At 67.8% G+C, this 13,984-nt stretch carries 13 protein-coding genes and 3 pseudogenes; 4 read left to right on the forward strand and 12 right to left on the reverse strand.

Going from position 1 to position 13,984, the window contains the following annotated elements:
• Positions 1 to 7 precede the first annotated feature (7 nt).
• From AV541_RS03485 to speD, 4 genes and pseudogenes are all read right to left on the reverse strand, one after another.
• Complete coding sequence (locus tag AV541_RS03485; RefSeq protein ID WP_011228696.1) at positions 8 to 964, reverse strand: ABC transporter permease; 957 nt, start codon at positions 962 to 964, stop codon at positions 8 to 10.
• A pseudogene (locus AV541_RS13015) lies at positions 954 to 1,875 on the reverse strand (ABC transporter ATP-binding protein). Before AV541_RS13015 ends, AV541_RS03485 begins: the two are co-directional and overlap by 11 nt.
• A gap of 1 nt (position 1,876) precedes the next feature.
• The gene (locus tag AV541_RS03495) at positions 1,877 to 3,022 is read right to left on the reverse strand and encodes a COG1470 family protein (RefSeq protein ID WP_060384242.1); all 1,146 of its coding nucleotides are present in this window, start codon (positions 3,020 to 3,022) and stop codon (positions 1,877 to 1,879) included.
• Between the two features lie 87 nt (positions 3,023 to 3,109).
• Positions 3,110 to 3,544 (reverse strand): adenosylmethionine decarboxylase, encoded by a 435-nt coding sequence (gene speD, locus AV541_RS03500; RefSeq protein ID WP_014510642.1) that lies wholly within the window; start codon positions 3,542 to 3,544, stop codon positions 3,110 to 3,112.
• A gap of 293 nt (positions 3,545 to 3,837) precedes the next feature.
• On the opposite strand from speD, the gene sdhC reads away from it, so the two are divergent.
• From sdhC to AV541_RS03520, 4 genes and pseudogenes are all read left to right on the forward strand, one after another.
• Complete coding sequence (gene sdhC / locus AV541_RS03505; protein ID WP_060384243.1) at positions 3,838 to 4,203, forward strand: succinate dehydrogenase, cytochrome b556 subunit; 366 nt, start codon at positions 3,838 to 3,840, stop codon at positions 4,201 to 4,203.
• Positions 4,193 to 4,588, forward strand: a complete 396-nt coding sequence (locus tag AV541_RS03510) for a succinate dehydrogenase hydrophobic membrane anchor subunit (RefSeq protein ID WP_060384244.1) — start codon at positions 4,193 to 4,195, stop codon at positions 4,586 to 4,588. Before sdhC ends, AV541_RS03510 begins: the two co-directional genes overlap by 11 nt.
• A 1-nt stretch (position 4,589) precedes the next feature.
• Positions 4,590 to 6,322, forward strand: a pseudogene (gene sdhA, locus AV541_RS03515) (succinate dehydrogenase flavoprotein subunit).
• A gap of 8 nt (positions 6,323 to 6,330) precedes the next feature.
• Positions 6,331 to 7,029, forward strand: coding sequence for a succinate dehydrogenase iron-sulfur subunit (locus tag AV541_RS03520; RefSeq protein ID WP_060384245.1), 699 nt, complete (start codon positions 6,331 to 6,333; stop codon positions 7,027 to 7,029).
• A gap of 54 nt (positions 7,030 to 7,083) precedes the next feature.
• Here AV541_RS03520 and AV541_RS03525 read toward each other — a convergent pair whose 3' ends face one another.
• From AV541_RS03525 to AV541_RS03555, 8 genes and pseudogenes are all read right to left on the reverse strand, one after another.
• Entirely contained in the window at positions 7,084 to 7,638 is a 555-nt protein-coding gene (locus AV541_RS03525; protein ID WP_060384246.1) for a DJ-1/PfpI family protein, read from the reverse strand.
• A gap of 83 nt (positions 7,639 to 7,721) precedes the next feature.
• Complete coding sequence (gene aspS / locus AV541_RS03530) at positions 7,722 to 8,990, reverse strand: aspartate--tRNA(Asn) ligase (protein ID WP_060384247.1); 1,269 nt, start codon at positions 8,988 to 8,990, stop codon at positions 7,722 to 7,724.
• A gap of 110 nt (positions 8,991 to 9,100) precedes the next feature.
• The gene (locus AV541_RS03535) at positions 9,101 to 9,400 is read right to left on the reverse strand and encodes a hypothetical protein (protein WP_060384248.1); all 300 of its coding nucleotides are present in this window, start codon (positions 9,398 to 9,400) and stop codon (positions 9,101 to 9,103) included.
• Positions 9,387 to 10,058 carry a phospholipase D-like domain-containing protein gene (locus tag AV541_RS13505; RefSeq protein WP_420855390.1) on the reverse strand — a complete coding sequence of 224 codons (672 nt, stop codon included), beginning with the start codon at positions 10,056 to 10,058 and terminating at the stop codon, positions 9,387 to 9,389. The genes AV541_RS03535 and AV541_RS13505 overlap by 14 nt, the downstream gene beginning before the upstream one ends.
• A gap of 207 nt (positions 10,059 to 10,265) precedes the next feature.
• Positions 10,266 to 10,699, reverse strand: a pseudogene (locus AV541_RS13510) (phospholipase D-like domain-containing protein); the annotation flags it as partial.
• Positions 10,681 to 11,436: a TatD family hydrolase gene (locus AV541_RS03545; protein WP_060384249.1), complete on the reverse strand. Its 756-nt coding sequence runs from the start codon at positions 11,434 to 11,436 to the stop codon at positions 10,681 to 10,683. The pseudogene AV541_RS13510 and the gene AV541_RS03545, both read right to left, overlap by 19 nt.
• Before the next feature lie 109 nt (positions 11,437 to 11,545).
• Positions 11,546 to 12,880: an acetyl-CoA hydrolase/transferase family protein gene (locus AV541_RS03550; RefSeq protein WP_060384250.1), complete on the reverse strand. Its 1,335-nt coding sequence runs from the start codon at positions 12,878 to 12,880 to the stop codon at positions 11,546 to 11,548.
• Positions 12,877 to 13,914 (reverse strand): alanine dehydrogenase, encoded by a 1,038-nt coding sequence (locus AV541_RS03555; RefSeq protein WP_060384251.1) that lies wholly within the window; start codon positions 13,912 to 13,914, stop codon positions 12,877 to 12,879. Before AV541_RS03555 ends, AV541_RS03550 begins: the two co-directional genes overlap by 4 nt.
• Between the last annotated feature and the right edge of the window lie 70 nt (positions 13,915 to 13,984).

Here is a 13,984-nt window from a genome sequence, read left to right on the forward strand (position 1 = left end):
CACGGCCTCACGCCCGCACCTCCTGCCGCTGGAAGGCCACGTAGGCCCCGGTGAAGAGAAGGAGGGTGAGGGCGAGGAGCCCCGTGATCTGGGGCCAGACCAGAAGGACGCTCTGGGAGAGGGGAAGGGGCGTGCCCAAGACGGCGCCCTCCAGCTGCGTGATGAGGATGGGGCCCAAGGAGCGGACCGCCGGGTTGAGGAGGGCGGTGAGGGCTTCGGCGTAAAGGGTGTTGGGGGAGAGGCGGGAGATCCAGAGGGCGAGCTGGGCCTGCCTGAGCTGGCTTTCCGGGTCAAAGGGGTCGGCCCGGAGGAGGAGGGCCGTGGCCGCAAGGTCGGTGAGGATGGGGTAGAAGACGGCGAAGAAGAGCCAGACCCCTAAGGCGGCCAGGGCGGCGGTGGCGGGCTGGCGGAAGAGGACGGAGAAGAGGAGGCCCAAGGCGAGCCAGACCCCGGCGTAGCCCAAGGTGGCGAGGAGGAAGAAGAAGGCCCGCCCCACCTCCTCGCTTCCCGGCGGCACCCCGAGCCTGAGGAGGCCCAGGCCCACCACCATGAGGAAGAGGGCGAAGAGGAGGAGGGCCAGGGTGCCGAGGCCTGCAAGGAACTTGCCGAAGAGGAGGGCGTCCCGGTAGATGGGTTGGGAGAGAACCCGGGAGAGCGTCCCCCGGGCGTACTCCCCGTTCACCGCGTCAAAGGCCAAGGCGATGGCGGCCAGGGGGATGAAGAAGGAGAGGAAGCCCACGAAGGAGGGCAGGGGGTCCTGGGCCGTGGTGAGGAGCTTGAGGTAGAGGAAGGGGTCCTCTCCCACCGTCTGGCGCAGGGCCTGGCTTCCTGTGTAGAGGGCCCCCAGGGCGGAGAGGAGGATGAGGACCTCCAGGATCCGCATCCTGAGGCCGGTGAGGTGGTCGGCCATCTCCTTGAAGAAGACGGCCCATAGCCCGGTCCAAGGCGAGCCTTCACGCCGCATGGGCCACCTCCTTGAAGTAGTGGGCGTAGATCTCGTCCAAGCTGGGCTGGCGCAGGCTTAGGGCGTAGAGGGGGCCCCGTTCCACCGCCAGCCGGGCGAGCTCGGGGCGGAGGTCCCGGGTGGCGAGGACCCGGTAGCGGCCCCCATCGGCTTCCACCCGGCTCACGCCCTCCACGGCCTCGAGGGCCCCCTCCAGGCCGGGGGCGCCCTCCAGGAGGATCTCGTACTGCCCCCCAGGACCCGGTGGGCGAGCTCGGCCACCGTGCCCTCGAGGGCGAGCCGTCCCTTGTGGAAGAGGCCCACCCGGTCGCAGACCTCCTGCACCTGGTGGAGGAGGTGGCTGGAGAGGAGGACGGTGATCCCCTCCGCCTTGAGGCCCTTGATGAGCTCCAAAAACTCCCGGGCGGCCTCGGGGTCCAGGCCCAGGGTGGGCTCGTCCAGGATGGCCACCTTCGGCTTTTTGAGGAGGACCTCGGCGAGGCCCAGGCGCTGGCGCATCCCCCGGCTGAAGGCCGCCACCTTGCGGTCTTTCACCTCCCAAAGCCCCATGCGCTTCAGGACCTCCTCAATGCGCTCCTCAGCTTCCCGGTCGGGAAGGCCCAAGAGGCGGGTGGTGTAGCGGAGGTTTTCCCAGGCGGAAAGCTCCCCGTAAAAGCCCACCTGGTCAGGGAGGTAGCCCACCCGGGCCTTGACCTTGAGGGGCTCCCGCATGGGGTCAAACCCCAGGACCCGGGCCTCCCCCGAGGTGGGCTCGGTGAGCCCGAGGAGCATGAGGATGGTGGTGGTCTTCCCCGAGCCGTTGGGGCCCAGAAGGCCGTAAACCTCCCCTCTTTTACCTCCAGGTTCAGGTCCTCCACAGCCACCACCCGGCCGTACCGCTTGGTGAGGCCATGGGTCTGGATGACCGTCATCCTACCTCCGGCCGAAGCGGTTCACGGCGAAGCCCAGGACGAGGACGGCCACCGCCACGAGGGCCACACCCACGAGGCCCCAGAGGGTGGAGGTGACCACGGTGGCCCGGTAGTCCAGGCTCTCGCTCACCCCCTCGTCCCCCGAGACCCTGAGGGTCACCATGTAGTCCCCCGCCACCGCCTTGGGGGAGGGCTTGATGCGGGCGGTGACCTCCGCCTCCTGCCCCGGTTCCAGGACCTCCAGCTTTTCCGGCTCAAACTTTACTTCCCAGCCCGAGGGCTCAAAGGCGCTGAAGGAGAGATTCTTGGCGGGGGCGCTCCCCTCGTTCTTCACCACGAGCTTCACGGCGTTTTCCCGCCCGGCGGTGACCGAGCCGGAAAGCCGGCCCTCCTTGGTGCTGAGGCGCACCTCGGGGCGGCCGGTGACCTCCAGGGTCAAGGCCAGATCCGCCCGGGCGTCCCCCGCCACCGCCCGGAGGGTCACGCCGTAGGCCCCGGCGGGCGTGTCCTTGGGCAGGGAGACCTCCACGTCCAGGTCCCGGCTCTCCCCGGCCTTGACGGGGAGGCTCGTCACCTGCTGGCTGGAGAAAGCGGGGGTGAAGGTCACCTGGAAGCCCTGGGGCGCCTGGTACTCCAGGGAGACCAGGAGATCCTGGTCGGACTCGTTCCTCAGGGTCACCCGGTAGCGGAAGGAGCTCGTGGGGGGGCCTTTGAGGACGGGGAGCTCCGCCTCGAGGGAAAGCCGTTTGGGGAGCCCCTGCCCCACCATGAGGGTGATGGGCAGGCTCGCCGTCTGGCCGAGGCCCTCGGCGCGGACGAGGAAGCGGTAGGTGCCCTCCTTGACCTCCTTGGGCGGCTGGAGGCGGAGGGTGAGGCTTGCTTCCTGGTCGGGGTTCAGGTAGACGGCCCGCACCAGGCGGCCGCCCCCGGTGAGCACCGCCTGCCACCCCGCCGGGACCTCGGGCACGGAGAGGCGCACCACCCCGGGAGGGAGGCCGTAGCTTTTCAGGGTGAGGGTGAGGCTCACGCTCTCCCCGGGCTGGACCCCGATCTCGGGGTAGGCGGTGCCCAGGGCCAGACCCCGGTACTGCTGCGCCAGCGCTAGGCTCCAAAGCACCGCGAGAAGGGCCAGAAGGTTCCGCATCATAGGCGCCTCCACTCCTCAAGCTAGGGAAGGCGCATGAAGGAAACATGAAAGGCCCCGGGGGGCTCCCGGGACCAGAGGAGGGCGGCCTCAGCCCACCCGGGCTTCCAGGTACTCCCGCTCGCCCAGGACGATCTGGCGGGCGAGCTCGGGGTCCTTGGGGAACTCCTTGCCCCGGTTGATCATGTAGGTCTCGTAGCGCCGGATCTCAAAGACCTCGGCGAGCTTCTTCAGGGCCTTCGCCATGTCAAAGGCCTTGCAGGAGAAGATGTCCACGGAAAGGAAGCGCTTCTTGGGGAAGGTGTGGATGGCGATGTGGCTTTCGGCGATGATGACCACGCCGGTCACCCCGTCCTCGCCCCCGGGCCCGTAGCTGTAGACGAAGGGTGGAAGGACCTTGGTCATCTCCATCTCCTCAGGAAGCTCGTTGAGAACCCGGCGGATGAGCTCCGCGTCCCGCAGGCGATCGGGGTTCGCCTCGTAGCCGTCCACCATCAGGTGAGGACCGAAGCCGAAGAGTTCCACCAAGACCACCTCCTTTCCGTGCCCCCCGGGGTATCCCCCCTACGGCACGCCCCCCATTATGCCCCCCCCTCCCCCCCCTGTCAAGACCCCGTCGGAGAGCGGGAAAGCCCGCGTGGGACGTGGGGGGCTTTGCGGGGGGTTTGCCCGGGGGCGCCTGGGGAAGGGGCGGTAGACGTTTCTTCGCATGGGATCGGCGCTTTATACCCCCCTCCTGTAACAGGGGGCGGGTGTGCCGGAGGATACCGAGGGGGATGAGGAAAAAGTGATATGATGGCCTCCGGCTGGAGGGAAGCATGTACAGGGGAAGCGAAGGGCAGTGGGCGTTCTACTTGCACCGCATCTCGGGGATCGGGATCCTGGTCTTCCTCGTCCTTCACGTCCTCAACATCGCTAGCGCCATGTGGGGGCCCGAGGTGTCCAACGCCTTCATGAAGTTCTACCACCAACCCGTGTTCCAGCTCGGTCTCCTCGTCCTGATCGCCGGGGTGCTTTACCACGGGTTTAACGGCCTTAGAATCATCCTCATGGACTTCACCACCTGGGGGGTGCGCTACCAGAGGCAGCTCTGGTACGGGGTCTGGGTCCTTTTCGTGGTCTTCTACCTGCCCTTTTTGGTGAAGATTGGCGGGGGCATCCTGGGGGGGAGCCATGGCGATTAAGTCCAAGCGCTACCAGGAGGCGAGGCTCGAGGCCAGCACCAACCTGGAGCTCTACTGGTGGGTCTTCATGCGCGTCTCCGGGGTGGTGCTCGTCTTCTTGCTCATCGGCCACATGTGGATGAACGCCGTTCTCGTGGACCTCAACTCCATTGACTACGACTACGTGGCCAAGAGACTTTCCCAGACCACCTGGAAGGTCTACGACTGGCTGATCCTGGCCCTGGCGCTCCTCCACGGGGGGAACGGGCTGCGCTACGTGCTGGACGACTGGGTTCGGGACCCGGCCAAGCGCTTTTGGACCAAGGTGGTGATCTACTCCTTGCTGGCCTTCCTCTTCTTCCTGGGAAGCCTTTCCCTGTTCAACTACGACTACGGGGTGAACTAGTATGGCGCACAGGCACGAGGTCATCGTGGTGGGTGCGGGCGGGGCGGGCCTCACGGCCGCCCTCTACGCGGCCAAGGAAGGCGCGGACGTGGCGGTGGTCTCCAAGCTCTACCCCACGCGGAGCCACACCGGGGCGGCCCAGGGGGGCATAGGGGCCGCCCTCGGCAACGTGGAGGAGGACCACTGGGAATGGCACATGTTTGACACGGTCAAGGGGGGGGACTACCTCACGGACCAGGACGCCGCCGAGGTCTTCGCCAAGGAAGTGATTGAGGCGGTGATTGAGCTGGAGCACATGGGCCTCCCCTTTGACCGGCTCCCGAACGGCAAGATCGCCCAGCGCCGCTTCGGGGGGCACACCAAGGAGTGGGGCAAGGCCCCGGTGCACCGGGCGGCCCACGCCGCCGACCGCACCGGGCACATGATCCTCCAGACCCTCTACCAGCAGTGCGTCAAGCACAACATCACCTTCTACAACGAGTTCCACGTGACCGACGTCATCATTGAGGACGGGGTGGCCAAGGGCCTGGTGGCCCTGGAGCTCGCCACCGGGGAGCTCCACCTCTTTGAGGCCAAGGCCATCGTCATCGCCTCCGGGGGGTTCGGGCGGATCTACAAGGTGACCTCTAACGCCTACACCCTCACCGGGGACCTGCAGGCCATCCTCTACCGCAAGGGGCTTCCTTTGGAGGACATGGAGTTCTACCAGTTCCACCCCACGGGCCTTTACCCCCTGGGCATCCTCCTCACCGAGGGGGCCCGGGGCGAGGGGGGGATCCTCCGGAACGCCCTCGGGGAGCGGTTCATGGAGCGCTACGCCCCCACCATCAAGGACCTCGCCCCAAGGGACCTCGTCTCCCGGGCCATGTACCTGGAGGTGCGGGAGGGCCGCGGGGTGGGCCCCAAGAAGGACCACGTTCTCTTGGACCTCACCCACCTGCCCCCGAGGTCATTGAGAAGAAGCTCCCGGACATCACCGAGTTCAGCCGCATCTACCTGGGGGTGGACCCCCTGAAGGAGCCCGTGCCGGTGATGCCCACGGCCCACTACGCCATGGGGGGGATCCCCACCACCCTCTGGGGCCAGGTGATCAAGGACGAGAAGAACACCGTGGTCCCCGGGCTTTACGCCGCCGGGGAGGCCGCCTGCGTGAGCCTCCACGGGGCGAACCGCCTGGGGACGAACTCCTTGGGGGACCTCGTGGTCTTCGGACGCCGGGCCGGGATCCACGCCGCCCGCTTCGCCCGGGACGCCGACTACCACGAGCTCACCGAGGAGCACCTGGGGGAGAGCCGGGAGCGCATTGAGCGCATCAAGAACTCCACGGGCAAGGAGAAGGTGGCGGCCTTGAGGGCCGAGCTCCAGCAGTCCATGATGGACAACGCCTCCGTCTTCCGCACCGGGGAGCTTTTGCAAAAGCAGGTGGAGATCCTCAAGGAGCTCATGGACCGTTACAAGCGGATCTCCATTGACGACAAGGGGGACGCCTACAACACCGAGCTCGTGGAGGCTTTGGAGCTCGGTTACCTCCTCGAGGTCTCCGAGGCTCTGGTCCACTCCGCCCTAAACCGCACGGAGTCCCGCGGGGCCCACGCCCGGGAGGACTACCCCGAGCGGGACGACGAGAACTGGCTTAAGCACACCCTGGCCTACAAGGTGGAGGACGGCAAGGTGGCTTTCCGCTACAAGCCCGTGGTCCTGGGCCGTTTTGAGCCCAAGGCCCGCACCTACTAGGAGGCTCCATGCAGGTCACGCTCAAGATCCTCCGCTTTGACCCCGCCAAGGACAAGAAGCCCCGCTGGGAGACCTACCAGGTGGAGGCCGAGCCTACCGACCGGGTTCTGGACCTCCTCCACAAGGTCAAGTGGTACCAGGACGGCTCCCTGGCCTTCCGAAGGAGCTGCGGCCACGGCATCTGCGGCTCCGACGCCATGCTCATCAACGGCAAGAACCGCCTGGCCTGCAAAACCCTGGTGAAGGACCTGGGGAGCGTCATCACCGTGGAGCCCATCCGGGGCCTCCCGGTGGAGAAGGACCTCATCGTGGACATGGAGCCCTTCTTCGCCGCCTACCGGGCGGTGAAGCCCTACCTCATCAACGACGAGCCCCCGCCCCAACGGGAAAGGCTCCAGTCCCCTGAGGAGCGGGCCCGGTTTGACCAGGGAACCAAGTGCATCCTCTGCGCCAGCTGCACCACGAGCTGCCCCGTCTTCTGGGTGAACGGCACCTACATCGGCCCCGCCGCCATCGTCCAGGCCCACCGCTTCATCTTTGACTCCCGCGACCGGGGCAAAAGGGAGCGCTTCAAGGCCCTGGGCTCGGGGAGCGGGGTATGGCGGTGCCGCACCGCCTACAACTGCACCGAGGCCTGCCCTCGGGAGATCCCCGTGACCCAGCTCATCGAGGAGGTCAAGCGGGCCATCCTCTTTGACAGCTTCTAAAGGCGATAAAGGGCGCGCCCCGGGGTTCCCCGGGGCGCGTTTTGGTCCTGGGATCTAGGCTACGCCTTCCTTTAAGAGGCGGATAAAGGCCTTGAGGACGGCGGGGTTGTCGGGCCATGCCCGGCCCGTGACCAGGTTGCCGTCCACCACAGGGGCGTCGTCCACAAAGGTGCCGCCCGCGATTTCTACGTCGGGTTTGAGCACGCCGTAGGCCGCCAGGCGGCGCCCCTTCACCACCCCGGCGGCGGTGAGAACCAAAGGGCCGTGGCAGAGGGTACCCACGGGTTTGTTGGCTTGGAAGAAGTGACGGACGATTTCCAGGGCTTTGGGCTCCGTGCGGATCCACTCCGGAGCGCGTCCGCCCGGGATGTAGAGGCCTTGGTAGGCCTCGGGGTCTACCTCTGCAAAGCTGAGGTCTGCTTGCAGGCGGTAGCCCAGCTTTTCTGTGTAGGTTTCCATAAAGGGTTCAAAGTCATGGACCACCGTTTGAATGACCTTCTTCCGGGGCGCGGCCACGTGGACGGTGAACCCCTCTTCTTGAAGCCTTTGGAGGGGGTAGAAGGTTTCTAAGGCTTCTGCGGCGTCTCCAGCGAGGATCAGGATCTTCATGCCTACCTCCTTCCGGCTCTTCAGAGCCTGCTTTTATCTTAGCTTTTCCCGGGCCCACCTATTGGGGTCGCGATTACCTTGCCTCAGGGCGTGAGCCGGTGCCGGTCCCGGGGGAAGGCCCGGGCGTAGCGCACGTTGGGGAGGCCCAAAAGCTTCTGGGTGAGGCGCTCGGCCCCGATGGCGAACCCCCCGTGGGGAGGCATGCCGTACTTGAAGACCTCCAAGTACCCCTGGAAGGCCTCGGGGTCCATGCCCTTGGCCTTTAGGCTTTCCAAGAGCTCCTCGTAGCGGTGGATGCGCTGCCCCCCCGAGGTGATCTCCAGTCCGCGGAAGAGCAGGTCAAAGCTCCTCGTGGTGCCGTCCTCCTCGGGGTAGGTGTAGAAGGGGCGGACGGAACGGGGGTAGCGGGTGACGAAGAGCCAGTCCGAGCCCCAGCGTTCCTTGGCGTACTCTCCGAGGAGGCGTTCCGCCTCCTCGGAGAGGTCCTGGCCCACGGGGTAGCCGAGCTCCTCTTTGAGGATCCTTTTGGCCTCGGCGTGGGTGAGGCGGGGGATGTCCTGGGGGAAGGAGGGCCACGTGGCCCCCAGGAGGCGGATCTCGTTCCCGGCCGTGTTCAGGGCCTCCTCCAGCATCTCGGCGAGGAGGGCTTCCTCCAGCCGCATCAGGTCCTCCTCGTCCGCGATGAAGCCCATCTCCACGTCCAGGGAGAGGTACTCGTTCAGGTGGCGGCTCGTGTGGTGCTCCTCCATGCGCCACACCGGGGCCACCTCGTAGACCCGTTCAAAGACCCCCACCATGATTTGCTTGTAAAGTTGGGGGGACTGGGCGAGGTAGGCCCTTTTTTCAAAGTAGTCCACCCCGAAAAGCCCGCTTCCCCCTTCGGCCCCCGCCCGGACCACCTTGGGGGTGAAGATCTCGGTGAAGTCCTGCCGGTCTAAATAACGGCGGAAGCCCCGCACTAGGGCGGCCTGGACCTTGAGGGGGGCGCGGGCCTTCTCCCCCCTTAGGGTGACGTAGCGGTACTCCAGGAGGGTGTCGGGGTTCGCCCGCCACTCTTCTTTGGGGATTTCCACCGGGGTGGGCTCGAGGGCTGGGGAGAGGACCTCTATCTCCCGGGCCTGGACCTCGAGGCCCCCCGGGGCCTTGGCGTTTGCCACCACCACCCCCCGCACCCGCAGGCTGGACTCCGGAAGGGGTAGCCTCTGCCCCCCAGTCACCACCTGGACCACGCCGCTTCGGTCCCGGAGGAGGAGGAACTGCACCTTGCCTAAATCCCTCCGCCAGTGGAGAAAGCCTAAAAGCTCTACTTCCTCGCCCACGTGCCGCTTTAGGTCCTTCACCAGTACGCGCATCCTTCCCTCCTAAGCGTTAGCCCCCCGGCCATGGGGGACCGGGGGGGCCAGGTGCACCGCCCCCCAGCTAGCCGTTGTTGAGAAGACGCGGGCACATGTTGGGCCTAAGTTTAGGGGTTTTCTCCCGGAGGGTCAAGCCGCTCAAAGGCGAGGACCAAATGGGGGAGCTCCTCGGGGCTTGCCACGGCGAAGAAGTTCTCCTCCACCTCCCACCGGGCGGCCCACTGCCCCGCCACCCCGGCGAGGGCGAGGGGCCTCGCCTCCTCCTTGAGGAAGCGCTTGCGCCTCAGGCGGAGGTCGCCCTTTTCCGCGTAGAAGACCTGGTAGACCACCCCGCCCCGCCGCTTCTCCCCGTAGACGCCCCCCTCTATGGGGCTCACCTCGTAGCCCAGGGCCTTAAGGGCCTCCATCCAGCACCTCCAGGTTCTCCGGGCCTTCCAGGACGATCTCGTAGTAGCCGGCGTAGAGGACGATCCGCCCCCTGGCTCGCACCTTCTTGCCCAGGTAACTCTGGGGGAAAGGCTGGGCGAAGAGGCCGTAGCTTCTCGGGAAAACCACCAGCCGGAGGTCGCTTTCCCCCGGGCCGAACTTGAGGAAGGCCACCGTGCCCCGGTCCTCCACCGCCTGGATCACCCCCTCCACCGTGGCCACGCGGCCGAAGTACCGGGGGGCCTCCTGCCAGGGGATTACCCCCTCCACCGGGGGGAGGGCGAAGGGGTTTTCCGGAAGGGCCTTTTCCCAGTCCCCCTCCATCACGGAAAGGAGCCTTCTAAAGGCCTCGGGGGCCTCCCGGGCGGTGAAGCGCACGGCAAGCTCCCGGTTGGCCTGGATGGAGTTGGCGCTCAGGTTGAGGCTTCCCAGAAGGGCCTCTTCGCCGTCCCGCACCAGGACCTTGGCGTGGACGTAGGGGTCGGGGAGGAAGCGCACCAGGGCTCCCGCCTCCTTGAGCCTCAGGGCCCCCGCGAGGAAGTAGGTGTCCCCGGGTTCCTTAGGGCTCCCCAGAAGGCGCACCCGCACCCCCCGGCCCAGGGCCTCCTTCAGGGCGGCCTCCACCTCGGGGTCAGCCATGGCCTGGTGCTCCAGGAAAAGCTCCCTTTGGGCCCCCCGGATGAGGGCGAGGAGGGTTTCCCGGGCGTTCCCCTCCTTCACCCCGCCCAGGACGCGGCTTGGTGCCCAGACGAGCAGGGCTTGGGAGAGGTCCAGCTTTTCCCCCTCCCAGTCGGCCTCAAAGACCTTGGCGATCTCGGCCACCTGCGCGGGGTCGTCCAGGATGAGGGCGTACTCGCGGTTGGCGGCGAAGGAGCTTCCCGTGAGGTTCATGGTGCCCACCCAGGCCCGCTTGCGGTCCACTACCACGCTCTTCTCGTGCACGAAGACGAAGCGGAAGGGGGTGGTAAGCCGGACCTCCACCCCCTGGTCCTTGAGGGCTTGGTAGACCGAGAGGTCCACCCGCCCCCCGAGGGCTCCCGCTCCAGGAGGACCCGCACCCGCACCCCTCGCCTCGCCGCCTCCCCCAGGGCCTCCACCACGTCCATGCGGCTTGGGGTCCAGAGGTACATCTTGACCAGGATCTCCTCCCGGGCGGAGGCGATGAGGTCCAGGAGGGGCTTGACCCCGTCCTCGGGCTCCACCACGAGGCGGGGCGCCGCCAGGGCCAGGGAGAGGAGCCAGAGCAGAACGAGGAAACGCCTCATGGCCAGCCAAAGCATACCCGGGCGTTCCGGTCGGTGAGGGCCTCCGCCTCGGCGAAGGGAAGGCCCCGCGCTTCCGCGAGTTTCTCCAGGGTAAAGCGCACGTAGTGGGGGCGGTTCCGCTTGCCCCGGAAGGGCTCCGGGGGAAGGAAGGGGGTGTCGGTCTCCACCAGAAGCCTGTCCTCGGGGAGCCGGGCCGCGGCCTCGCGCAGGGCGGCGTTTTTCCTGTAGGTGAGGGGCCCGGCGAAGCTGAAGTAGGCCCCCACCTCCAGGCCCGCCGCCTCCAGGGCGGGGTGGCCGGAGAAGGCGTGGAGCACCGCCCGCTTGGGCCTATGGAGAAGGAGCCAGGCGGCGAGGTCCTCCTCGGCCTTGCCGTCCTTGCTCCGCACGTGGAGGACCAAGGGAAGTCCGAGTTCCTCCGCCAGGGCCGCCTGGAAGTCCAGGGCCTTGAGCTGGGCGGCCTTTGTCTCCGGGGTCCAGTGGTAGTCCAGGCCCGTCTCCCCGATGGCCCGCACCCGCTCGCTTCGGGCGTAGTGGCGGAGGGCCTCCTCCACCTCGGGGGAGAGGAGGTGGGCGCTCGTGGGGTGGAGGCCCACTGCGGCGTAGACGTTTCCCTGGGCCAGGCTTAGGGTCTTCTCCCAGCGGCCCGGGTCCACCCCCAGGGTGAGCACGGCCCGAAGCTCGGGGAGGTGGGCTGTGGCCTCGGCGAGCTCCTCCGGTTCCAGGAAGTCCAGGTGGGCGTGGGTGTCGGTCACGGGACCACTTTATACCCTTCCGGGTTCCTCCGTCCGACTGGCCCGGGGAAGCTTCCTAGGGACCTTTTGCCGGGGCCCCCACGCTGGCTTGCGCCAGCGTGGGGTGGGATTACGGCCTCCCGCGCTTTTCCTCCGGCCCCTTCAGGTCCACGCCGGGGTAGCTCCGGGGGAGGAGGCCCCGCTCCCAGGCGCCCTGGAGGAGGGCCTCGCGGAAGTCCGGGTGGGCGATGGCGATGAGGGCCTTGGCCCTTTCCCTTAGGGAGCGGCCGAAGAGCTCGGCGATGCCCCACTCGGTCACCACGTAGTGCACGTCGGCCCGGGTGGTGACCACCCCCGCCCCCGGGCGTAGGTAGGGGACGATGCGGCTATGGCCCTTGGCGGTGGAGGGCAGGGCGATGATGGGCCTGCCTCCCTCGCTCCGCGCCGCCCCCCGGATGAAGTCCAGCTGGCCCCCGAAGCCAGAGTAGATGCGGGTGCCGATGGAGTCCGCCACCACCTGGCCCGTGAGGTCCACCTCAATGGCCGAGTTGATGGCCACCATCTTGCGGTTTTGGGCGATGACGAAGGGGTCGTTCACGTAGTCGGCGGGGTGGAGTTCAAAGAGGGGGTTGTCGTGGACGAAGCGGTAGAGCCTTTCCGAGCCCAGGACGAAGGTGCCGATGATCTTGCCGGGGTGCAGGGTCTTTTTGGCCCCGGTGATGAGGCCCTTTTCCCAAGCCTCGAGGACCCCGTCTGAGATCATCTCCGTGTGGATGCCAAGGCCCCGCCGGCCTTCTAGGCTTGCCAAGACCGCGTCGGGGATGGCCCCGATGCCCATCTGCAGGGTGGCCCCGTCCTCGATGAGGCCCGCCACGTGCTCCCCGATCCTCCGCTCCACCTCGCCAAACCCCTCTCGCTTGAGCTCGGGCAGGGGCCAGTCCAGCTCCACGATGGCGGTGAAGCGGGAAACGTGGACGAAAGTGTCCCCCAGGGTCCTCGGCATCCTGGGGTTCACCATGGCGATGACGATGGGGGCGGCCTCCATCGCCGCCTTGGTGGCGATGACCTCCACCCCCAAGGAGCAAAAACCGTGCTCGTCGGGCGGGGAGACCTGGACGATGGCGGCGTCCAAGGGGAGGATGCCCCGCTTGAAGAGCCAGGGCACCTGGTGGAGCATGACGGGCACGTAGTCGGCCCGGCCCTGGTTCACCGCCTCCCGGTCGGCGGGGCCCACGAAGAGGGAGCGCCTTCGGAAGTGCCCCTCCATCTCCAAAGAGGCGAAGGGGTCTTCCCCCATCTGCAGGAGGTGGACGAGCTCCACGTTTTCCAGCTCGTCCTTGCGGGCGGCGAGGGCCTTGAGGAGGGGCGTGGGGGTGGCGGCGTTGCCGGAGACGAAGACCCGCATCCCCGAGCGGATCAGGCCCACGGCGTCCTCGGGGGAGGTGAGCTTCTTGCGGTAGCTCATTCTAGGTGGCCTCCTTTCTCGCCGAAAAGAAGGTAGGCCCCCTGGCGGAGCCCGGGGACCTTTAGGGGGTCGTCTTCCACCTGGAGCAAAAAGGGCAAGAGGGTAGCGGTGAGGGCGTGGCTTGCGGTGCGGGGTACCAGGGCGGGAACGTTGGGGAGGCAGAAGTGGGTGACGCCCATCTCCTGGTAGACCCCAGGGCGGCTGGTTTCCGAGACGCCCCCCTGGTCTATGGAGAAGTCCAGGAGGACGCTTCCGGGGCGCATGCGGGCGAGGAGGCCGCGGGTGAGGAGAAGGGGGGTGCGCTCCCCAGGGACGGCCACCGCCCCCACCAGGACGTCGGCGAAGGCCACGTACCGCTCCAGGCGGTCCTGGGTGACGAGGGCGGTGATGGCCCCCGGGGCCTCCCGGGCGGCCTCCTCCAGCGGGGGAAGGGCCCGGTCCAGGAGGTGGACCGAGGCCCCCGCGCCCAGAAAGGCCCGCGCCGCCGCCCGGCCCAGGACCCCCGCCCCCAGGACGACCACGTCGGCCGGGGGGATGCCCACCAGGCCGGAGAGGAGGATGCCCGGGCCCTGGGGGGCCTCGAGGAGCCGCTCGGCGAGCTGGGGGGCCATGCGCCCGGCGATCTCGCTCATGGCCCTTAGGACGGGGCGGCGGCCCTCCTCGCCCACCAGCTCGTAGCCGATGGCGGTGAGGCCCTTTTGGGCCATGGCCTCCACGAGGGGGCTTTCCGCCACCGCCAGGTGGAGGAAGGCCATGAGGACGGCGTTTTTGCGCATGAGCCCCACCTCCTCGAGGGTGGGGCGGGCCACCTTGAGCACCACCTGGGGGCGGCCGAAGGCCTCCTCCCGGCCCACGAGCCTGGCCCCCGCCTCCTCGTAGGCCTCGTCGGGAAAGCCCGCCCCTTCCCCCGCGCCCCGCTCCACGTAGACCCGGTGCCCCGAGGCGACGAGCTCCCGCACCCCCTGGGGCGTGAGGGGCACCCGCCTTTCCGGGATCTCCCCGCCCGACCGTTCTTTGGGCACGCCGAACTCCATGCCCCAAGCCTACGCCGAAAGCCCCGGGGCGGATGTCCTTGGGGAAGAGGCCCCCACGTGGCGGCCGCCG

Source organism: Thermus parvatiensis (assembly GCF_001535545.1).
GTDB lineage: Bacteria > Deinococcota > Deinococci > Deinococcales > Thermaceae > Thermus > Thermus parvatiensis.